Here is a 21211-nt window from a genome sequence, read left to right on the forward strand (position 1 = left end):
TATGTGTTTCACTGTTTAGTTATCAAGGTTTGTTGTGTCTGTCTCTCAGACAGCTCGTTCATTTTATCTCATTCTCAACTGCTTGTCAAGAACTTTTTTAATTTTTTTGAAGCATTTAGTCTTCAGAAAAATCAAAGCGGAGAAGGAGGGATTTGAACCCTCGCGCCGCGTTAACGACCTACTCCCTTTCCAGGGGAGCCCCTTCGGCCAGCTTGGGTACTTCTCCAAATTGCCCTACTTACTAAGTAGTTCCGATATTTATCTCTGCCGTTCTCAGCGACAGATGATATTATATCTCGTATCTTTTATGTTGTCAAGTACTTTTTTTTACTTTTTTAAAAAGTTTTTATTCTGTATTTGACAAACGGAGAGAGTGGGATTCGAACCCACGCGCCCTTGCGGACAAACGGTTTTCAAGACCGCCTCGTTATGACCACTTCGATATCTCTCCATATAATGTTTTTCAACATTTTTTGTGCTGTTTTGTCAGCGCATGTTGTATTCTATCATCAAATATCTCCCCTGTCAATAACAAATTTGATATTTTTTTCAAAAAATTGGACATATAGCTTCAATTTCTGCTATATGTCCATATTTACCGGGATTTTCACCCTGTTCTGCTCTCTATTCTACTCTCTGTTTTCCTTCAAAAATGCCTCCGCAACCACCAGATCTTCCGGTGTTGTGATCTTGATATTGCGATAAGAACCTTCTGAAAAGCGGATCTTCACCCCGGTCTCATGTTCTGCAACCATGGCATCATCTGTAATTCCGGTCATTTCCTTCTGCCGAATGCTGGTATATGCGCCATAGATCAGCGGGTACTGAAAGATCTGCGGAGTCTGGACGATCCATACACTGCTGCGATCCGGAGTTTCACTGACATTCCCATCCTCATCTGCGATCTTAACTGTATCCTTGGAAGGCATGCCTGTAACACTGGCACCTGTCTGTGCTGCTGCCATAAGTCCTCTTTCAATGATCCCATGATCAATAAATGGTCTGGCACCGTCATGGATCAGCACATACTCTGTATCTTTACACGCACGAAGTCCTTCATAAACAGAATCGTACCGTTCTTTTCCGCCGGATACTACAGCAGAAACCTTTGTAAAACCATATTTTTCCACGATTTCTTCTTTGCACCAGAAAACATATTCCTCCCCTGTTACCAGGATCACATCCCTAATCAGCGGACTTTCCTGAAAACAGCGCAGAGAATAACAGAGCACCGGCATCCCGTCAAGCTCCATAAACTGCTTCTGTATTTTGCTGTGCATTCTCTTTCCCTGGCCTGCTGCCAGGACAATAGCTGTATTTCTGCACTCTCCCATGATCAATTACCCCGGATTCTTTTATCTTTCGCCAAGCTTCAGGTTCGGAACCGCATTCAGATCCCAGCTGTGGCGTGTTCCCCTGATATATTCATAGTAAGCTGCCACACCGATCATCGCTGCGTTATCCGTACAGAAGATCGGTGACGGACGGTAAAATTTGTATCCACGTTCTGTACATGCTTTTTCCATAGCAGTGCGAAGTGCTCCGTTGGAAGCAACACCTCCTGCAATGGCAACCTTTTTCATGCCAAAATCAGCTGCTGCCTGCATGGTATGCTCTACCAGTACGTCAACAACCGCCTTCTGGAAGGATGCCGCGATATCTGCACGGTTTACTTCCTCACCTTTCATTTTTGCCCCGTTTAAATAATTAAGAACTGCGGACTTCACGCCGCTGAAGCTGAAATCATATGGATTTTCGCCGATTTTTGCACGTGGAAACTCGATAGCGTCCGGATTTCCTTCCTTTGCCAGCTTATCGATCTTCGGTCCTCCCGGATATCCCAGCCCAATGGCACGTGCAACCTTATCAAATGCCTCACCTGCCGCATCGTCTCTGGTTCGGCCCAGGATCTCAAACTGGCCGTAGTCCTTCACAATAACAAGATGGGTGTGTCCACCGGATACAATGGCACAGAGAAACGGCGGTTCCAGATCCGGATGCTCAATATAATTGGCAGAAACATGGCCTTCTATATGATGCACGCCTACCAGTGGCAGGTTTCTTGCATAGGCAATAGCCTTGGCTTCTGCCACACCTACAAGAAGTGCACCGACAAGCCCCGGTCCATAGGTTACACCGATAGCATCAATATCATCCAGAGTGACATTTGCCTCGTCCAGCGCTTCCTGGATGACCTGGTTGATCCTTTCTATATGATTTCTGGAGGCGATCTCCGGTACAACACCTCCGTACAGTTTATGGATCTCGATCTGTGAGGAAATCACGTTTGATAAGACAGTCCTTCCATTTTTTACAACGGAAGCTGCCGTTTCATCACAGGAGCTCTCAATACCAAGAATTAATGTATCTTTCATTTTTTCAATCCTCTTCAAAATTCAGTTCCACACTCTTCCCGTCTTTTCCCGGCCATGCCTTCGGAAAGATCTCACGTACTGTATCCATGTAATCATCCGGACGTACCAGAGAAGGGCTGTAATGGGTCAGCCACATTTCCCCCACTTCCGCATCACGGGCAAGAGTGGCCGCTTCACGAAACGTCATGTGTTTGTAGCCTTTTGCCTTTTCGATCTTGTCATCTTCACCGTACATTCCCTCACAGATAAAAAGATCGGAACCTTTTGCATTACGTAAAATAGACTCTGTCGGTCTGGTATCTGTGGTATAGGTAAGCTTGATCCCTTTTCTTGGCGGACCAAGCACCATATCCGGTGTGTAGATCCTTCCTTCATCCTCCACAGTCTGTCCCTTCTGCAGCGGATTCCAGAATTTCAGCGGGATCTCATGCTCTCTGGCACTATCAGGAGAAAATTTTCCCTGGCGCAGGATCTCAAGGGTATAGCCATAGCAGGTAACATTATGGTTCACCCGAAATGCAGTGATCCGGTACCCATTCAGTTCCAGAACTTCCTCCGGTTTCGTGATCTCGATAAATTTAATTTCAAAGGGCAGCTCCGGTGCGATCACACGAAGTGCGCTTACCACACGTTCCAGTCCTCTTGGGCCTACCAGAGTCAGCGGTTCTGTGCGGTCTGCATTTCCCATAGTCAAAAGGAGTCCCGGAAGTCCGCTGATATGATCCCCATGATAATGGGTAAAACAGATCACATCAATAGGCTTGAAGCTCCAGCCCTTTTCTTTAATGGCCACCTGAGTGCCTTCCCCGCAATCGATCATCAGACTGCTGCCGTTATAACGGGTCATCAGTGCGGTAAGCCATCTGCGTGGCAGCGGCATCATTCCTCCGCAGCCAAGTAAACAAACATCTAACATATTTTTCCTCTTTTCCTGTTCTGTGGCAAAGTTTAGCATACTTATCCCGTACAGACAAGTACCTCTCCCGGGTAAGCCTATTCAGAAACTGTGGTGCGTGTCATAAGAACAGCATCCTCTGTGGGATCTGTATAGTATCCCTTTCGCAGGCCATCTCGCACAAATCCCTGACGTTCATAAAGCCGGATCGCAGTCTCATTTCCTGCCCGGACCTCCAGATGAATCATGGTGATCCCACGCTCTTCTGCCAGACGGATCATACTTTCCATAAGGAAATTTCCGATTCCCTCTCTCTGACGGTCTCTGCGGACAGCCACATTGGTCACATCCCCCTCATCCAGCACCGTAAGAAGACCACAATATCCCAGGATCCGGCCCTTTTCTTCCACAACAAGAAACATCCCGTTCTCTTTCATAAGAAATGTCAGAAATCCCTCTTTTGTCCAGGGGACTGAAAAAAGTTCCTCTTCGATCTCCATAACCTGATCCAGATCATCCACAAGCATTTCTCTTAAGATCATGCGTTTTCCCCTTCTGATCCTTTTTTCAGTTTCTGGGCACGCTCCCGCTCAGCCTGTGAAACACGGAGATAATCCGGTTTGTGCTCAGCCGCTGTCTCGGTTCTGCCTTCTTTATAATAAAGGACACCAAGTGCACCTACAGCACCTGCTCTCTGTCTGGAAAGATGGGCCGGTGCAAAAGAAAACGGTACAGTAAGCTTATCTGCGATGATATCTTTAAATACCGGGACTCCGTCTCCGAGGAATGTTACGGCTTCTCCCATCTCATTCAGCATGGAAAGAAACTCCTCAATTCCCACTGCCATCTGATCCTTTACCGTCATGAGCCTGTGATCCTCGTAACGATAGATTCCCGTATAAACCTGCTTTCTTCTGGCATCCATGATCGGACAGATCAGTCCGTTTACATCATAGAGATTATAGGCCAGTGCCTCCACAGTCGGAATCCCGACCAGGGGTTTGTCAAGGGCAAGTCCAAGTCCCTTGGCTGTGGCAGAGCCAATACGGAGTCCGGTAAAAGAGCCCGGTCCCTTGGCTACCGCAATAGCGTCAATCGTCTTCAGATCCAGCTCTGTCATCTTCACGATCTCATCCAGCATGGGAAGAAGAGTCTGGGAATGTGTTTTCTTATAATTAACTGTATATTCCGCTACCAGTATATCGTCCTCCACAACGGCTACGGATGCCACGATTCCGGAACTGTCCAGTGCCAAAACTCTCATTCTGTCTTTTCTCCTCTCTCCTCAATGGTGATCTTTCTGTATTCAAAGCCCTTCTCAAGATCTTTTTCAATGGTAACTTCAATCCTTTTTTCCGGCAGGATCTCCTCAATGAGTTCCGCCCATTCGATCAGACAGATTCCCTGCCCGAAAAAATAATCATCGTATCCGATCTCTTCCATTTCTTCCAGATCCCCGATACGATATACATCAAAATGATAAAATGGCAGACGTCCGTCTTCATATTCCTGGATAATGGTAAACGTAGGGCTGTTTACAGGTTCTGTAATTCCAAGACCTGCTGCCACTCCCTGTGTGAACACGGTTTTTCCAACTCCCAGATCGCCTGTCAGTGTGTAGATCTGTCCCGGCTTCGCATTCATTCCGATCGTCCTTCCGACCTCGAATGTTTCCTCAGGATCATGCGTTTCTATGACCATATTTTCCACCTTTTTCTTGCACAATTATTCTTTGCATATTATAATAGAGCGAACAGCGAAATACAATACTTTTTGAAAAGGAGTGCGAAAACTATGGCAAATCCTATCGTTACCATCACAATGGATAATGGCGATGTAATGAAAGCGGAATTATATCCGGAAGTTGCCCCGAACACAGTAAATAACTTCATCAGCCTTGTAAAAAAAGGCTTTTATGACGGCCTGATCTTCCACCGTGTCATCAACGGCTTTATGATCCAGGGCGGATGCCCGGACGGAACCGGTATGGGTGGCCCGGGATACAGCATCAAGGGTGAGTTCTCCCAGAACCGTTTCAAAAACGACCTGAAGCATACACCAGGTGTTCTCTCCATGGCAAGAGCCATGAATCCGAACTCTGCCGGAAGCCAGTTCTTTATCATGCACAAGGCTGCTCCGCATCTTGACGGAAGCTATGCTGCATTCGGTCAGATCATTGAGGGCATGGATGTTGTAAATGCTATCGCAGAGACAGACACGGACTACAGTGACCGTCCTCTTGACGAGCAGAAGATCAGCTCCATGACTGTTGATACCTTTGGTGTGGATTATCCGGAACCGGAGAAATGCTAACAGGAATAATTTTCTGAAATAAAAAAGCCCCGCGAAGAGCAGACTGTAACACAGATCATCTGCCCTCTTCCCGGGGTATTTTTATACTGACATTCTCTTTTCTTTTACTTTTCGAAGGTCTTCACTTCTCCGTTTACTTTCGCAAAATACAGTTCTGCATCCTTCTCAAGTCCGGCTCTTCCGTTTGTTCCTTCTGTGATCGCCTTCTTCACCTCTTCGACCTGATCATCCGGCACAAGAAGCTTCAGGACAACCTTGTCGGTATATTCGGAATCCAGGATCGGCAAACTTCTTTCTCCTGCGATATACTGGATCTTTCCGATCCCTGTATAATCCGTCGTCACCTGAAGAGAGATTCCATGATGCTTCTCAATGACGGTACTTGCCGCCAGTCCAGCCTGGACTGCACCGGAATATGCCCGCACAAGCCCTCCTGTCCCAAGAAGGACACCTCCAAAATATCTGGTCACCACAATGGCCGCATTATAGATCCCGGCTCCCAGAAGCACATCCAGCATAGGCCTTCCGGCTGTTCCGGATGGTTCTCCGTCATCACTGCAGCGGGTGGCTTCCCGGTTCATCCCTACGGAATATACATAGCAGTTATGACGTGCATCCCAGTATTTTTTTTTCATTTCTTCGATAAAGGCAAGGGCCTCTTCTTCTGTTTCCACAGGACGGACGGTTGCGATGAAACGGGATTTTTTTTCCACAAGTTCGCCTTCGCCGCCTTCGTATATGGTTTTATAATGTTCCAGCATGGTTTACGCCTCCGTTATCTATATCCAACCCTCTGTTTCAGGCAGAGTTTTCTTTATTGTATAATAATTATCTTCATTGCACAATGTATAAGATATCATGAATTGTGAAATTTTTTTTAAGGCTTTATTTGGCATCTCATATTTGTTATAATGAAACGGATTATAAAGGAGGAATATTATGAACTACGGAAAAAGATCCACTTCCAAGAAGCGGAATGCTCTGATCTCCCGTACTTCCATGCTGGAAAAAAGAGCACATGTTTCGTTTATCCGGGTTTTATTTACAGCTCTGATCGCAGTCTGCGTCATGGTTGTCTGCCTTGGTATCGGCTCCTTCCGGGGCGTGATCGCCGGAGCACCTGACGTCAACGATGTGGATATTTCACCTCTCGGATATGCAACCTTCCTGTATGATGACCAGGGAACACAGATCCGACAGCTTTCAGCCCCTACATCCAACCGTCTTCCGGTCTCCCTGGACCAGATCCCGGTCAGTCTGCAGCATGCAGTGGTAGCCATTGAGGATGAGCGTTTTTATGAACATAACGGTATTGATGTCCGCGGTATCGCACGTGCCGGAATGAAGGCGATCACCACCGGTAACTTTTCCGAGGGTGCCAGTACCATCACACAGCAGCTTCTGAAGAATAATGTTTTCACTGACTGGACCAACGAATCCACACAGCTGGAACGTTTCACACGTAAGTTCCAGGAGCAGTACCTTGCTGTACAGATTGAAAAAAAATATGACAAAAATGTAATTCTTGAGAATTACCTGAATACCATTAACCTGGGTGCAGGTTCCTACGGTGTACAGGCCGCTTCCAAAAAATACTTTAACAAAGACGTATGGGATCTGAATCTTTCTGAATGTGCCACCCTTGCCGGCATCACACAGAACCCTACCAAATTCAATCCGATCACCAATCCAAAAGCAAACTCCAAGAGACGTAAGGAAGTCCTGGATCACATGCTGGATCAGAATTACATCTCACAGGATGAATATAATGCAGCACTGAATGATGACGTTTATTCCCGTATCCAGGCCGCACAGCTTGAGAACACCGAAGAAGAAAGTACTGTTTACACGTATTTCGAAGATGAGGTTACCAATCAGGTCATCAGCGACCTGATGAACATTAAAGGATATACCAAGACACAGGCTACCAATCTTCTTTACAGCGGTGGTCTGAAGATCATGACAACCCTGGATTCCAACATGCAGCAGATCCTTGATGAGGAATATGCAAACCCTGATAACTATCCGGCCAATGTTCAGTATGAACTGGATTATGCACTGACTGTACAAAGCCCGGATGGAAAACAGACAAACTACAGCAAAGAAATGCTGCAGCTGTATTTCCGTGATCAGGATCCGGAATTTGATCTTCTCTTTGATTCTCCTGAAGAAGGTCAGCAGTATGTGGATCAATACAAGGCTAACATCCTGGCAGACGGAAGCACCGTAGTATCTGAGCGTGTAAACTTTGCGCCACAGCCACAGTCTTCCATGACTGTCATTGACCAGCATACCGGTTACGTAAAAGCCCTGATCGGAGGCCGTGGCGAAAAAACAGCCAGCCTGACCCTGAACCGTGCCACTGATACGACCAGACAGCCTGGTTCTACCTTTAAGATCGTTTCCACCTATGCACCTGCGTTGAACGAAAAAGGCGATACACTTGCTACAACCTTTATGGATGAGCCTTACGAATACCCGGACGGATCTCCTGTCAACAACGCCTCAAGAAGCTACGGCGGCGAGACCACCATCCGCAAAGCGATCCAGAATTCCATCAACGTTGTAGCTGTTAAATGCCTGGAGCAGGTTACCCCGGCTCTCGGCCTTAAATATCTGGATGATTTCGGTTTCACCACACTAGCTCACGGAACTGAAGCAGATAAAGATGCCAACGGAAATATCTGGAGTGACGCCAACCTGGCTACTGCTCTTGGCGGTATCACCAAAGGTGTCAAGAACGTGGAACTTTGTGCTGCATATGCAGCCATTGCTAATGGCGGGAACTATATCAAACCGATCTATTATACACAGATCCTTGATCATGACGGAAATGTTCTGATCGAGAACTCCTCCGTTTCCAGATCTGTGATCAAAGACAGTACCGCTTATCTTCTTACAAGCGCCATGGAAGATGTTGTAAAAAAAGGTACCGGTACCGCCTGCCAGCTGGACAATATGACTGTAGCCGGAAAAACAGGTACTACAGAGGACTACAATGACCTGTGGTTCGTAGGCTACACACCGTACTACACCTGTGCAGTATGGTCCGGCTATGACAACAACGAAAAAATTCCGGAAGATGCCCGTAACTTCCACAAAAACCTCTGGAAAAAGGTTATGACCCGTATCCACGAGGGCCTGGAGGACAGAGATTTCGATATGCCTTCCAGTGTGGAAAAAGCCAGTGTCTGCGTAGAAACCGGTCTTCTTCCCAGATCCGGATGCCCGACTATCACAGAGTATTTTGATATCTCCAGTCTTCCCACCGAATACTGTGATCAGCATTTCTACGGCAGCAGCGATTACGATGAAGAGGACTATTATAATAACGAAGATACGGACGCCGATACCGATGCAGCAGCTGAAGCGATTCCAAGCGCAGCTCCGGACAGTACTGACAGCACCGACACTGACAATACTGACAATTCCGATGACGGTTCCGATAATACCGGTGATGATACTGACAATTCCGGAACAGACGACAACACCGGTGGTGATGACGGCAGCTATGATAACAGCAATGATACCGGTGGCGATGACGGCAGCGATGACACCGGCGAAGATCCGGTAGAATATTATGAATGATCTCCATTATAGGTATCTTTCATAAACAACATATAAAAAAAGTGGTTTCCTGAAATATGGAAACCACTTTTTTTACTTTTAATAACTTCTTACTGTCTCGCAGTTTATCAGTTCAGGCAAGTCCCACCCACCGCTTATTACTTTTCGCAATTGAAGCAGGGAACTTCCCTAGTTCGGTTAAAGTACCATCTTGGCTGCACCGTAGATTCCTGCATCATTGCCAAGTGTCGCGATCACGATAGAAGTATCCTTGCAAGATTCAAAAGCATACTCTCTGTAATATTTCCGAATACAGTCAATAAGCGGCTGTCCGGCCTTGGAAACTCCTCCGCCGATAACAATGGTCTCCGGATCTGTCACACAGCAAATAATGGCAAGAGCACCACCCAGCTGCTCTCCGACCTTTTCCATGGTTGCTACAGCTACCGGATCATTCTCCTTAAATGCGTCCAGAACTGCTTTTGCTGAAATCTCTCCGGCATCTCTGAGAACACTGTTCTCACTGGAAGCTGCAAGCTCTTTTTTTGCCATGCGGACAATTCCGGTCGCAGAAGCATACTGTTCCAGACAGCCCCTGTTTCCGCAGTTGCAGGATTCTGTTTCATGATGATCCACATTGGCATGTCCGATCTCACCGCCAGCTCCGTGATGTCCGGTCACGATCTTTCCATCAACAATGATACCACCGCCTACACCTGTTCCAAGTGTGACCATGATCACATCGGAGGAGCCTGCTGCAGCACCCTTCCATGCCTCTCCCAATGCCGCTACATTGGCGTCATTTCCGGCTTCCGCATGAAGACCTGTAAGTTCTTCCATCTCTCCCACAACGTTCTTATATCCCCAGAAGAGATTTACTGCACGTGATACTTCGCCTTTGGAGTTTACCGGTCCCGGAACACCGATCCCGACGCCTTCCACCTCCTCTTTGGAGATACCCTTTTCTTCCATCTTGGCATTTACTGCTGCTGCCACATCAGGAAGGATCTGATCTCCCTTGTTTTCTTTACGGGTTGGAATCTCCCATTTCTCAACAAGAGTACCATCCGTGCGGAAAAGTCCGCATTTTACAGTTGTTCCACCTACATCGATTCCAAAACAATATGTTCTCATTTCTTACCCTCTCTTATTCTTCGTCATCCGGATTTTCTCTTTTTTTCGCAAGATTTGCCTGTACACGCTTGTACAGAGCCTCTGCCGCATTGTATCCCATCTTCTTCTGTCTGTGGTTGACAGCCGCTGCCTCAACGATGATCGCCAAGTTACGGCCCGGACGGATCGGAAGAGAATGGCATACTACCTTATTTCCAAGGTACTCTGTATACTCCTCATGCAGTCCAAGACGATCGTATTCCTTGTCTCTGTCCCACTCCTCAAGCTTGATCACAAGATCGATGGACTGGGTATCCTTAACGCTCTCAACACCGAACAGTGTTTTTACATCGATGATACCGATACCACGAAGTTCGATAAAGTGACGTGTGATATCCGGCGCAGATCCCACCAGTGTTACGTCACTGACCTTACGGATCTCAACAACATCATCACTGACAAGACGATGACCTCTCTTGATCAGCTCCAGGGCTGCCTCACTCTTACCGATACCGCTCTCACCTGTGATCAGGATTCCCTCGCCGTAAACATCAACCAGCACACCATGAATAGAAATACATGGTGCAAGCTGCACGCCCAGCCAACGGATGATCTCTGCCATGAAGCTGGATGTTGTTCTTTCTGTCACGAATGTCGGAACATTATATTTAACAGCCAGATCGATCATGTCCTGAGACGGACGAGTCATGGTACTGAAAATAACACATGGGATCTTGCTGGAAATGAAACGTTCATATTTAAAACGTCTCTCCTCCTCATTAAGCTGCATCAGATACGTATACTCTACATATCCGATGATCTGAACTCGTTCATTGGCAAAATGCTCCAGATATCCGGTAAGCTGAAGCGCAGGTCTGTTGATCTCCGCAGTCTTGATCACGATGCCTGACAGGTCGATCTCCGGAGTCAGATTATTAAGCTCCAGTTCCTGTACCATCTTTGTCAACTGTACACCCTTCATACTTTTGTCTCCTTTTCGCTGAAAGTTTGCATTCTCACTGCCGTTTTACCGGGGCGTGAGACACCTTATCTTCAATTATACACAATCACTGCTGAAACTGCAATGCAGCATCAGGATTTATGAAAAAATTCATAGACCTGACGGGCGCTTCTGGCATTCATGCTCTCTGTCTGTGCCAGTTCTTCCTCCGATGCATCCCGGATATTTTCCACAGATTTAAATTTACGCAGAAGGGCTTTCCTCCTGGTATCACCGATCCCCGGGATATCATCCAGGATAGAATGGACCTGTTCCCTGCTCCTGAGGGAACGATGGTATTCAATGGCAAACCGATGGGCTTCATCCTGGATCCTGGTAATCAGGCGGAAGCCTTCGCCGGATGTGTCAATGGGGATCTCCACATTGTTGAAATACAGGCCTCTCGTCCGATGATGATCGTCCTTGACCATACCGCAGACCGGGATGCTTATCCCAAGCTCATTCAGCACCTTCAGAGCGATATTTACCTGCCCTCTTCCACCATCCATCAGGATCAGATCCGGAAGCCTTGCAAAGCTGTCAAATTCTCCGTTACTCTCATGAGTGAACCTTCGGGTCAAAACCTCTTCCATGCTGGCATAATCGTTGGGTCCCTGTACCCATTTGATCTTGAACTTACGGTAATCACTGCGTTTGGGACGGCCTTTTTCATAAACCACCATGGATCCCACAGACTCAAAGCCACTGATATTGGAAATATCATAGGCTTCCATGCGCACCACATTTTTCAAGCCCAGCCATTCTTCCACCTCGTGAACAGCTCCGATGGTTCGTCCTTCCTCCCGCCTGATCCGTTCTCTGTCCTTGGCAAGTACCATACGGGCATTTTCCAGGGCAAGTTCTACCAGTTTTTCCTTGGTTCCCTTCTTCGGGACCCGGATGTGTACCTTCTGCTTTCTCCTTCCTGACAGCCACTCCTCTATGATATCTGCATCTTCGATCTCACTCTGCAGCATGATCTCAGATGGGATAAATGGCGTTCCCGCATAAAACTGTTTCAGAAAGCTGGAAAGGACCTGCGCCTTTGTATCACCTTTTGCCACACGGAGATAAAAATGATCTCTGCCGATCAGCCTGCCATCCCGGATAAAAAACACCTGGACAACTGCATCCTGATCCCTGAGGTCTTCACTGTCATCCATGGCTACTGCAATGATGTCCCTGTCTTCCTGCCCGTAGCCGGTAATCTTCTGCCGTTCCCCGATCTTCCGGATACTGCTGATCAGGTCCCGGTATTCCATAGCATCTTCGTAGCGCATTTCCTCCGAAGCTTTCTGCATTTTTTCCATCAGCTCACTAATGGCGTCCTGAAAATCTCCATTCAGAAATTTGATCACCTTATTGATATTCTTCCGGTATTCTTCCTGGCTGACATATCCCTGGCAGGGTGCCTTGCACTGTTTCATATGATAGTACAGACAGGGCCGGTCCTTTCCAGTATCTCTCGGAAGACTGCGGTTGCAGGAGCGCACCTGATACAGCTTTCGCACCAGTTCGATCACGTCCTTTACTGCTCCGCCGCTTGTATAGGGGCCAAAATATCTTGCCTTGTCCTTTTTCATTCTCCTGGCAAAAAGCACTCTCGGGTATGGCTCATGAACTGTCACCTTAATAAACGGATAGCTCTTGTCATCTTTGAGCATGGTATTATATTTCGGACGATGTTCCTTGATAAGATTGCACTCCAGCACAAGGGCTTCCAGCTCCGAATCCGTAATAATGTACTCAAATCTGGTAATATGTGTAACCATCCGTTCAATCTTGGCACCTTTATTACGACTGCTCTGGAAATACTGGCGCACACGATTCTTAAGGCTTATGGCTTTTCCCACATAGATGATCTCGTCTTTCTCGCCATGCATGATATAAACTCCCGGTTTTGCCGGAAGCTTCTTTAATTCTTCCTCGATTATGAACATACTTTATTCTCCTGTTTTACTATTACAGTAATAAGAAAACCGGGATTTCTCCCGGTTTTCTTATGATCTGTTTTATGCCTGTGATCCCGGCTTTTCTTCTGTTTCTGCATGATCGCTATCTGTTGTCTGAGCAGATTCTTCTGTTTTCTCCGGTGCCTGCATATCCTCTGTCAGTTCCTGTCCGGATATCTCCGATCTGAACTGAACCGATTCTGTACTTTTTGCAGCCTCGTTATTTTCCGCGATCATTTCAATATCCTGTTTATTGGACACTTCTTTTTCATCCTCGGAAAGTACCAGATCATCCAGATTCTCCGGGATATCCAGGCCCTGCTGAACTGCACGGAGGATCTTCATGAACTCTTTACCTGTAATGGTTTCCTTGCGGATCAGATATTCCGCGATCTTATCCATCTCTGTTCTGTGACTTCCAAGAATCCTCTTGGCTTCCTCATAGGAATGGTGGAGAAGCTTCATCACCTCATGATCGATCTCTGTTGCGGTATCATCACCACAGTTTAAAACTGCTCTTCCGCTGAGATACTGATTCTCCTGTGTAGCAAGTCCCATCAGTCCGAACTTCTCAGACATACCATACTGTGTGATCATGGCTCTGGCCACCTTGGTAGCCTGCTCAATATCATTGGCAGCACCTGTAGTAACTGTGTCAAAAACGATCTCCTCTGCAGCACGTCCGCCAAGATAGCCTACCAGCATAGCTTCCAGTTCTTTCTTGGTGTTGAGATATTTTTCTTCCTCAGGTACCTGCATAACGTAACCCAGTGCTCCCATGGTACGGGGTACGATGGTGATCTTCTGTACAGGCTCCGCATCCTTCTGGAGTGCATTTACCAGTGCGTGTCCGACTTCATGGTAGGATACGATCCGGCGTTCCTGTTTGCTTAAGATACGGTCCTTCTTCTCTTTTCCCACCAGAACTACTTCTACGGATTCTTCCAGGTCCTTCTGTGATACAGCTTTACGTCCCTTCTTGACTGCAAGGATCGCAGCCTCATTGATCATATTGGCAAGATCAGAGCCTACCGCACCGGAAGTTGCAAGTGCAATAGCTTCAAAATCAACGGTGTCATCCAGAAGTACGTTCTTGGCATGTACCTTCAGGATATCCACCCTTCCTTTAAGATCCGGTCTGTCAACGATCACACGTCTGTCAAAACGTCCCGGACGGAGAAGAGCCGGATCAAGAACCTCCGGTCTGTTTGTCGCAGCAAGGATCAGAAGTCCCTTGGATGTATCAAAGCCATCCATCTCCGCAAGCAGCTGGTTCAATGTCTGCTCACGCTCATCATTTCCGCCGCCATAGCGGGAATCACGGCTTTTACCAATGGCATCGATCTCATCGATAAATACGATACACGGAGCATTCTTCTTGGCTTCCTCGAAAAGGTCACGGACACGTGAGGCACCCACGCCCACAAACATCTCCACAAATTCCGAGCCGGAAAGAGAGAAGAACGGTACCTGCGCTTCACCTGCAACTGCCTTGGCAAGTAATGTCTTACCGGTTCCCGGAGGGCCTACAAGAAGTGCGCCCTTAGGCAGCTTGGCTCCGATGGCTGTGTATTTTCCGGGGTTGTGAAGAAAATCCACAACTTCCTGGAGAGATTCCTTGGCTTCATCCTGACCTGCCACATCCTTAAAGGAAACGCCCGTTTCCTGCTGCACATATGCCTTGGCTTTGCTCTTGCCTACGCCCATGCCCATGATCCCGCCGCCTTTGTTCATGCGGCGCATGGAGAACATCAGAAGTCCGAACAGAAGCAGTGTCGGCAGAACCACGCTCAGGATCATTGCAACAAATTCACCAAAAACATCCGGCGGATCGGTCTCAAACTTGATTCCCTTTCCTTCCAGTCTCTTGGTAAGTGCTGTACTGTCTTCGGTCTTCGTGGTGTAATAGCTCATATCCTCGTACTTGGAATTCTTTTTCTTGGGTACGATCGTCAATGTACTGGACTGGATCGTTACTTCCTTAACCTGGTCCTTATCCACCATATCGATAAATTTATCATAGGAGATCTCACTGCTGTTATCCTTCAGCATATTGGTAAACAACGCGAAGCACACCAGTGTGACCAGGAGGCATATCAGAAAAGCCAGAATCGACTGATGATTCTTACCTGATCCCTGCCTGGGATCTTTGTTGTCAGGTCGCTTCCCGTCCTGATCATTATTCAGTTGATTATTCATTTTTTTCCTCCTCTTGTCATTTCTTTATTATAAAGAGAAAAACCATATAAATCAACTGCGAGATTACAAAAATACCATCGAAAAAACACCACACTGGATATTGCCAGTGAACGTAAAGTTGTAGTATACTGTTCCCAGTGAATTGGAAAATTAAAGAGGAGAGGAAATCAGACAAATGAAAATAGGTTTTGATAATGACAAATATCTGAAAATGCAGTCAGAACACATCCGTGAAAGAATCGGTCAGTTCGGCAACAAGCTTTATCTTGAATTCGGTGGCAAACTGTTTGACGACTACCATGCATCCCGTGTTCTTCCGGGTTTTGAACCGGACAGCAAGCTCCGCATGCTGATGCAGCTTTCTGATCAGGCGGAGATCGTTATTGTTATCAGTGCCAATGACATTGACAAGAATAAAATACGTGGCGATCTTGGGATCACCTATGACGAAGATGTGCTCCGTCTTATGGATGAGTTTTCAAGCCGTGGCCTGTATGTGGGAAGCGTATGCATCACACAGTACTCCGGCCAGGAAAGCGCCGATCTCTTCAAAAAACGTCTGGAGAAACTGGGAATCCGTGTCTACAAGCTTTACCTGATCCCCGGCTATCCAAGCAACACTTCCTTTATTGTAAGTGACGAGGGTTATGGAAAGAATGATTATATCGAGACTACCAGACCTCTGGTCGTGATCACAGCACCGGGACCAGGAAGCGGAAAGATGGCAACTTGCCTTTCCCAGCTTTACCACGAATACAAACGTGGGGTAAAAGCCGGCTATGCAAAATTCGAGACCTTCCCGATCTGGAATCTTCCTCTGAAACATCCGGTAAACCTTGCCTACGAAGCTGCCACTGCAGATCTGAACGATGTCAACATGATCGACCCGTTCCATCTGGAGGCTTACGGCAAAACTACCGTCAACTACAACCGTGACGTAGAAGTTTTCCCTGTTGTACAGGCCATGTTTGAGAAGATCATGGGCAGCTGCCCTTATAAATCTCCGACAGATATGGGTGTCAACATGGCAGGTAACTGCATCGTTGACGATGAAGTATGCCAGGAGGCTTCCCGCCAGGAGATCATCCGTCGTTATTATAAGAGCATGAACGCTCTGGTTTCCGGCTCCGGCACAGAGAATGAGGTACGTAAGATCGAGCTTCTTCTCCAGCAGGCTCATGCAGAGATCACTGACCGTAAGGTTGTTCCGGCTGCCCTCGAAAAAGAAAAAGCAACCAATGGCCCTGCCGCCGCTATGGAACTTCCTGACGGAAAGATCGTATGCGGAAAAACCTCCGATCTTCTCGGCGCATCCGCTGCTCTTCTTCTCAATGCCCTGAAAGAGCTGGCAGGTGTCGATCACGATCTCCATGTGATCTCCCCTGATGCCATCCATCCGATCCAGCAGCTGAAGACCAAATATCTTGGAAGCAAAAATCCACGTCTTCACATTGATGAGATCCTGATCGCCCTTTCCATGAGTGCTACAACCAGCGATGCCGCACGCCTTGCCCTGGAACAGATCCCGAATCTCCGTGGATGCCAGGCTCATACTTCCGTAATGCTTTCCGATGTGGATGTGATCAGCTTCCGTAAGCTTGGTGTTGAGCTTACCTGCGAAGCTAAGGCTGAGAAAAAGAAAGAATATCAGAAAGTCTGATCTTATAAACACCAAAATCCCCTGTGCCGGATCTACGTACAAACGCCAAACCGTACAGGGGATTTTTTTGAGGGAATCTATAATCAATCAACTTGCCGATATTTTCCTATTTAATTCATCCTATCTTTCTGATAGACAATACCACCTGTTGTAAACTTCACAACACTTCCGTTTTCAACCATATGAAAATAAGGTTCACCTTTCTGTTCTCCTGAAAATATTTTCTCAATTCCGTCACAATATATATTTATAATTTCCGGAGATAACGCATACTTTTTATAACAGTCTTTTTCTTTTTCGCAGACGTGGGCAGGAAAAACGCTGCTTACTTTTTTTCTGATTTTCTTCAATTTTAAAAGGCTTTCATAGTATACACGCAAAGAAGCAGATGGGGCAAGCGGACTTTTTCCAGGATTCAAATGTCCCCACACTTCCCAGGTGAGCATGATATCTCCTGTAAAAAGCCATCCTTTCTTCTCCTCAAACAATGCAATACACCCCAGGGTATGACTGGGAACTTCCAGAACTTTAAGTTTTTTATCTCCCAGATCAAAGATATCCCCATCCCTGACTGTACAGATTTTTCTTGCCGGTCCGGGATTCCACATTTCAAACGAAAATCCCTCTTTTTCAGGAATTTCAAAGAACATGAGCTCAGACATTTCTCTCAGCTCCTGGTCTACGATCTGATGGGAAAAAGGTTCGTCATACCTTCCCACACATACTTCTTCAAATTGATAATTTCCTGAATTATGATCCACATGAGCATGAGTATTTACAACAATCAGAGATTTTTCTCCACAAAGTTTCAAAACTTCTTCTTTTAAATCGGTAAGTCCCAGTCCCGTATCCAGAAGAAGAGCTCTTTCTGTTCCATTTATCACATACATAACCGTCTTATCTATTTCATTGATCGCCCACAGATCTTTTTCCAACGGAATGATCCTGAATAACTGCATCTTCATTCCTCCTTTATTTTACAGCTCCCATTGTCAGTCCGCTTGTAATATATTTTTGTGCACAGATGTAAAGGATAATTGTGGGAATAATACACAAGGTAAGTCCTGCAATAAACAGATTCCACTGTGTGCTGGTAGCACTTCTGAACATGAAAAGATTTACCGTCAGCGGTCTCAGTTCACTGTCTCCAATGAGAATACTGGGAAGCAGAAAGTCATTCCAGGACCACATAAAAAACAATACACCAATGGTAACCGTTGCTGGTTTAACAAGTGGAAATACGATCTGCGTCATAATTCGAAAAACTCCACATCCGTCTATTGCGGCTGCTTCTTCCAGCTCCCGAGGTACATTTTTCAAAAATCCCGTAAATGTCAGAATTCCAAACGCACAGAAGAATCCAATATCAAGAATGATAATTCCTCCAAGGGAATTGGTAAGATTGGTATTTGTAGCAAGTACAGAAATAGGAATCATAACTGCATGAAACGGCACGATCTGTCCGAAAACAAAATACAGATACAGATTCTGTGAGATTTTCCCACGAAGATGTGAGATTCCGAAAGCACCGGCAAACGATACGAACAGCCCTCCCAGCATAGCTCCCAATGTAATCACAACAGAATTTTTTAATGCAACTAAAAAATTCATGCTTTCCATGGCATTTTTAAAATTATCAAGATATAAAGACTTTGGTAATGCCAGAAAATCAGCCGCAATTTCCGGACTTGTTTTAATTGAATTCATAACGATCCACAATACCGGTAAAATAAAAATAAAGCCTAATATAAACATTGCTGCGGTACCTGCAATTTTCTTTTTCCATGTCATTATGACTGCACCTCTCTTTTTCTAGTAATATTAAGCTGAATCAAGGAAATTGCTGCTATGATCAAAAACAGGATCACCGATTTCGCACAGCCATACCCCATATTAAAAGTTCCAAATGCGTCATCATAAATATTCATGGCGATCGTCTGTGTTGTTTTTGAAGGTCCGCCGCCGGTTAAAGCGTAGTTAATATCAAATGCTTTAAATGCATTTGCAATAGATACAAACAGATTGATCGTAATCGTTGGCATCAGAAGCGGAAGCTGGATTTTTATAATACGATTCAGTCCCACACATCCGTCAATGCATGCCGCTTCCATCACATCAAGAGGAATCGACTGCAAACCTGTGATGTAAAGGATCATCAAAAATCCCAGGCCCTGCCACACGGTAACCACTGATACCGCCGCAAATGCTGCCGTTGAACTCCCGAACCAGCTAAACCCTTTTACTGCTTCCGAATGTAAAAGTTCTCCAATTATTGGCGTTACTTTCTGAAAAATAAATGTCCACGCCAGGGCGATCATAACTCCACTGATAATATTCGGAATAAAAAAGAACGCCCGGATCACTGGCTTACCGAAAATATGTGTATTCAACGCCAGAGCTATAAAAAAAGCCAGTACATTGGTCAGAACAATCGTAACCACTGCAAGTTTAAACGTCAAAAACATAGATTGTATAAAATCTCTATCATGGACCAAATCGACAAAGTTTTTTATTCCGATCCAGTTATGCGTTCCTTTGATCAGATTCCAACTGAAAAACGAATTCGGGATCGTTCCAAAAATTAACGGTCCTGCCAGCGCAAAAGTATAAATACACAGTGCCGGCAGCACAAGAAGGAAATAATATTTTTTCTGTTTTCTGTATAAAATGTCCGACATGTTTCCTACCCCCGTATATAGCAGGCGGACTTTTAAAAGTCCGCCTGTTTTCCTGTGTGTTTATTCTTCTGCAAGCTTTTTAAATCCTTCATCAAGAGCATCCAGTGTCTGATCTTCATCGGTTATTCCTGCAAAATATCCCTGAACATCATCGCCCAGAACATCGCTTGCTCCGCTTGGAAGCTGATTCCACAAAGTACTTCTGACCTTTCCTGCATCCATATACGCTTTCAGATCTTTATAATAATCCTTACTTGCAATTTCATCATCTGCTTCAATGTCCATGCAAGCCATAAAGCCGCCGTAGCTGTTGGTCACTGTTTTCAGCCAGTCCCCGCCATCTCCGATATAATCAAGCACTTCCAGGGCTTCATCCAAGTGTTCCCCGTTTGCGTTGGCCACGATTGCATCTGTTGCACATGCCACAACTTCTGCATCATCTGCGTTATCACTTACTGGAACTGCAAAAAATCCGATGGGAAGATCCTGTGTTACACTTCCTACAGAAATCGTTGCCGCATCTGAAAGAAAGATCATTGCTGCTTCCTGGTTTGCAAATGCATAAAATCCTGTGGCCGCATCCGAATCCATATAATTCTGTCCGGAATTTTCTTTCATAAGATCCATAAAATCAAAGACTCTGTCTACGCCATCCACCTTAAAGCTTCCTTCTCCCTTATTCATGGAATCCAGCCAGCTGTCGATCTTATCTTTTCCACCAAGTACTCCTCCGAATAAGGAGCAGAATTCCTGACTTACTGTCCAGTTATCTTTATAAATAGCGGTAAATGGTGTAATATTCGCAGCCTGAAGTTTTTCACAGACTGCTTTCATCTCATCAAAAGTTTCCGGCACTTTTTCAATTCCTGCTTTTTTAAAAAGATCTTTATTATAAAGTACACCCCACCATTCATACATCTGTGGAAATCCCCACACTTTGCCATCATAAGTAACTGCTTCTTTTGCATTGTCATAAAGTTTGTCCACAAACTCATGATCGCTTACATCTGCCAGCAGCCCGTTCTGTGCAAAATCATATACCTGAGAATAAGAACTTACTTCAAAAAGATCCGGCAGATCTTTTGCCGCTGTCTTTGCTCCAAGATACTGGTTATAATCTCCGGACTGCATCTCCACAGATAATTTTATATTATCATGAGTCTGATTAAACCCTTCCGCTGCTTTATTGTAAATATCCGCAGCTCCGGAAGTCCACACTGCCATCTTGATCTCAACTACATCGTCTGCATTTTTCAGATTACTTTTTGCGTAAACCGGCATCACTGTTCCAACAAGCCCCATTGCCATGAGCGCTGCCATTGCGCACGCTGTCACCTTTCTTCTCTTCATTTGTAAATCCTCCGTTCTTTTTTGATGAACTCATTATATTATAATTTTTAATATCAAAACAGTGCACACTTCTTGACATTATGTGTCACTTTTCATAATATGTATTGGT

General features: G+C 45.8%; 18 protein-coding genes and 2 tRNA genes. 3 read left to right on the plus strand and 17 right to left on the minus strand.

Annotation, left to right across the window (positions count from 1 at the left end; all coding sequences use genetic code 11):
- Nucleotides 1-137: 137 nt before the first annotated feature.
- The 8 genes from DWW77_RS03680 to tsaE form a co-directional block, all read right to left on the minus strand.
- A tRNA-Ser gene (locus DWW77_RS03680) sits at nucleotides 138-226 on the minus strand.
- Between the two features lie 139 nt (nucleotides 227-365).
- Nucleotides 366-451, minus strand: a tRNA-Ser gene (locus DWW77_RS03685).
- Nucleotides 452-629: 178 nt separating this feature from the next.
- Complete coding sequence (gene ispD, locus DWW77_RS03690; protein WP_015525917.1) at nucleotides 630-1334, minus strand: 2-C-methyl-D-erythritol 4-phosphate cytidylyltransferase; 705 nt, start codon at nucleotides 1332-1334, stop codon at nucleotides 630-632.
- Between the two features lie 21 nt (nucleotides 1335-1355).
- The gene (gene tsaD, locus DWW77_RS03695; protein WP_015525918.1) at nucleotides 1356-2375 is read right to left on the minus strand and encodes a tRNA (adenosine(37)-N6)-threonylcarbamoyltransferase complex transferase subunit TsaD; all 1020 of its coding nucleotides are present in this window, start codon (nucleotides 2373-2375) and stop codon (nucleotides 1356-1358) included.
- Between the two features lie 4 nt (nucleotides 2376-2379).
- Nucleotides 2380-3291, minus strand: a complete 912-nt coding sequence (locus DWW77_RS03700; RefSeq protein WP_015525919.1) for a ribonuclease Z — start codon at nucleotides 3289-3291, stop codon at nucleotides 2380-2382.
- 77 nt (nucleotides 3292-3368) lie between these two features.
- Nucleotides 3369-3812, minus strand: coding sequence for a ribosomal protein S18-alanine N-acetyltransferase (rimI, locus tag DWW77_RS03705; RefSeq protein WP_059086828.1), 444 nt, complete (start codon nucleotides 3810-3812; stop codon nucleotides 3369-3371).
- Nucleotides 3809-4534 carry a tRNA (adenosine(37)-N6)-threonylcarbamoyltransferase complex dimerization subunit type 1 TsaB gene (gene tsaB / locus DWW77_RS03710; RefSeq protein ID WP_059086827.1) on the minus strand — a complete coding sequence of 242 codons (726 nt, stop codon included), beginning with the start codon at nucleotides 4532-4534 and terminating at the stop codon, nucleotides 3809-3811. The genes rimI and tsaB overlap by 4 nt, the downstream gene beginning before the upstream one ends.
- Complete coding sequence (tsaE, locus tag DWW77_RS03715; protein WP_015525922.1) at nucleotides 4531-4971, minus strand: tRNA (adenosine(37)-N6)-threonylcarbamoyltransferase complex ATPase subunit type 1 TsaE; 441 nt, start codon at nucleotides 4969-4971, stop codon at nucleotides 4531-4533. Before tsaE ends, tsaB begins: the two co-directional genes overlap by 4 nt.
- Nucleotides 4972-5064: 93 nt before the next feature.
- Between tsaE and DWW77_RS03720 the strand changes: the two genes are divergently transcribed.
- Nucleotides 5065-5583 carry a peptidylprolyl isomerase gene (locus DWW77_RS03720; RefSeq protein ID WP_021651510.1) on the plus strand — a complete coding sequence of 173 codons (519 nt, stop codon included), beginning with the start codon at nucleotides 5065-5067 and terminating at the stop codon, nucleotides 5581-5583.
- A 104-nt stretch (nucleotides 5584-5687) separates the two neighbouring features.
- On the opposite strand, the gene DWW77_RS03725 is transcribed toward DWW77_RS03720, so the two are convergent.
- Complete coding sequence (locus tag DWW77_RS03725; RefSeq protein WP_022426677.1) at nucleotides 5688-6344, minus strand: YigZ family protein; 657 nt, start codon at nucleotides 6342-6344, stop codon at nucleotides 5688-5690.
- 178 nt (nucleotides 6345-6522) lie between these two features.
- Between DWW77_RS03725 and DWW77_RS03730 the strand changes: the two genes are divergently transcribed.
- Nucleotides 6523-9171, plus strand: coding sequence for a transglycosylase domain-containing protein (locus tag DWW77_RS03730; protein WP_118608072.1), 2649 nt, complete (start codon nucleotides 6523-6525; stop codon nucleotides 9169-9171).
- A gap of 177 nt (nucleotides 9172-9348) precedes the next feature.
- Here the strand turns inward: DWW77_RS03730 and DWW77_RS03735 are convergent, their stop codons facing one another.
- The 4 genes from DWW77_RS03735 to ftsH all read right to left on the minus strand — a co-directional run bounded on the left by DWW77_RS03735 (nucleotide 9349) and on the right by ftsH (nucleotide 15414).
- Nucleotides 9349-10284 carry an ROK family glucokinase gene (locus tag DWW77_RS03735; RefSeq protein WP_118608073.1) on the minus strand — a complete coding sequence of 312 codons (936 nt, stop codon included), beginning with the start codon at nucleotides 10282-10284 and terminating at the stop codon, nucleotides 9349-9351.
- Nucleotides 10285-10297: 13 nt separating this feature from the next.
- Nucleotides 10298-11245 carry an HPr(Ser) kinase/phosphatase gene (hprK, locus tag DWW77_RS03740; RefSeq protein WP_021651515.1) on the minus strand — a complete coding sequence of 316 codons (948 nt, stop codon included), beginning with the start codon at nucleotides 11243-11245 and terminating at the stop codon, nucleotides 10298-10300.
- A gap of 110 nt (nucleotides 11246-11355) precedes the next feature.
- Nucleotides 11356-13203, minus strand: coding sequence for an excinuclease ABC subunit UvrC (gene uvrC / locus DWW77_RS03745; RefSeq protein ID WP_118608074.1), 1848 nt, complete (start codon nucleotides 13201-13203; stop codon nucleotides 11356-11358).
- 72 nt (nucleotides 13204-13275) lie between these two features.
- Nucleotides 13276-15414 (minus strand): ATP-dependent zinc metalloprotease FtsH, encoded by a 2139-nt coding sequence (ftsH, locus tag DWW77_RS03750; RefSeq protein ID WP_118608075.1) that lies wholly within the window; start codon nucleotides 15412-15414, stop codon nucleotides 13276-13278.
- A 175-nt stretch (nucleotides 15415-15589) separates the two neighbouring features.
- Between ftsH and DWW77_RS03755 the strand changes: the two genes are divergently transcribed.
- On the plus strand, nucleotides 15590-17074 hold the full coding sequence (locus tag DWW77_RS03755; RefSeq protein WP_118608076.1) for a DUF1846 domain-containing protein: 1485 nt from the start codon (nucleotides 15590-15592) through the stop codon (nucleotides 17072-17074).
- 110 nt (nucleotides 17075-17184) lie between these two features.
- On the opposite strand, the gene DWW77_RS03760 is transcribed toward DWW77_RS03755, so the two are convergent.
- From DWW77_RS03760 to DWW77_RS03775, 4 genes are read right to left on the minus strand one after another with little or no spacing between them, the layout of a single operon-like run.
- On the minus strand, nucleotides 17185-18033 hold the full coding sequence (locus tag DWW77_RS03760) for an MBL fold metallo-hydrolase (protein ID WP_021651519.1): 849 nt from the start codon (nucleotides 18031-18033) through the stop codon (nucleotides 17185-17187).
- Nucleotides 18034-18046: 13 nt separating this feature from the next.
- Complete coding sequence (locus DWW77_RS03765; RefSeq protein WP_021651520.1) at nucleotides 18047-18865, minus strand: carbohydrate ABC transporter permease; 819 nt, start codon at nucleotides 18863-18865, stop codon at nucleotides 18047-18049.
- The gene (locus tag DWW77_RS03770) at nucleotides 18865-19752 is read right to left on the minus strand and encodes a carbohydrate ABC transporter permease (RefSeq protein ID WP_118608077.1); all 888 of its coding nucleotides are present in this window, start codon (nucleotides 19750-19752) and stop codon (nucleotides 18865-18867) included. The genes DWW77_RS03765 and DWW77_RS03770 overlap by 1 nt, the downstream gene beginning before the upstream one ends.
- A gap of 60 nt (nucleotides 19753-19812) precedes the next feature.
- Nucleotides 19813-21102 (minus strand): ABC transporter substrate-binding protein, encoded by a 1290-nt coding sequence (locus DWW77_RS03775; protein ID WP_021651522.1) that lies wholly within the window; start codon nucleotides 21100-21102, stop codon nucleotides 19813-19815.
- Nucleotides 21103-21211 lie beyond the last annotated feature (109 nt).

The sequence above is a fragment of the Ruminococcus sp. AF17-12 genome (genome assembly GCF_003479245.1).
GTDB lineage: Bacteria > Bacillota > Clostridia > Lachnospirales > Lachnospiraceae > Blautia_A > Blautia_A fusiformis.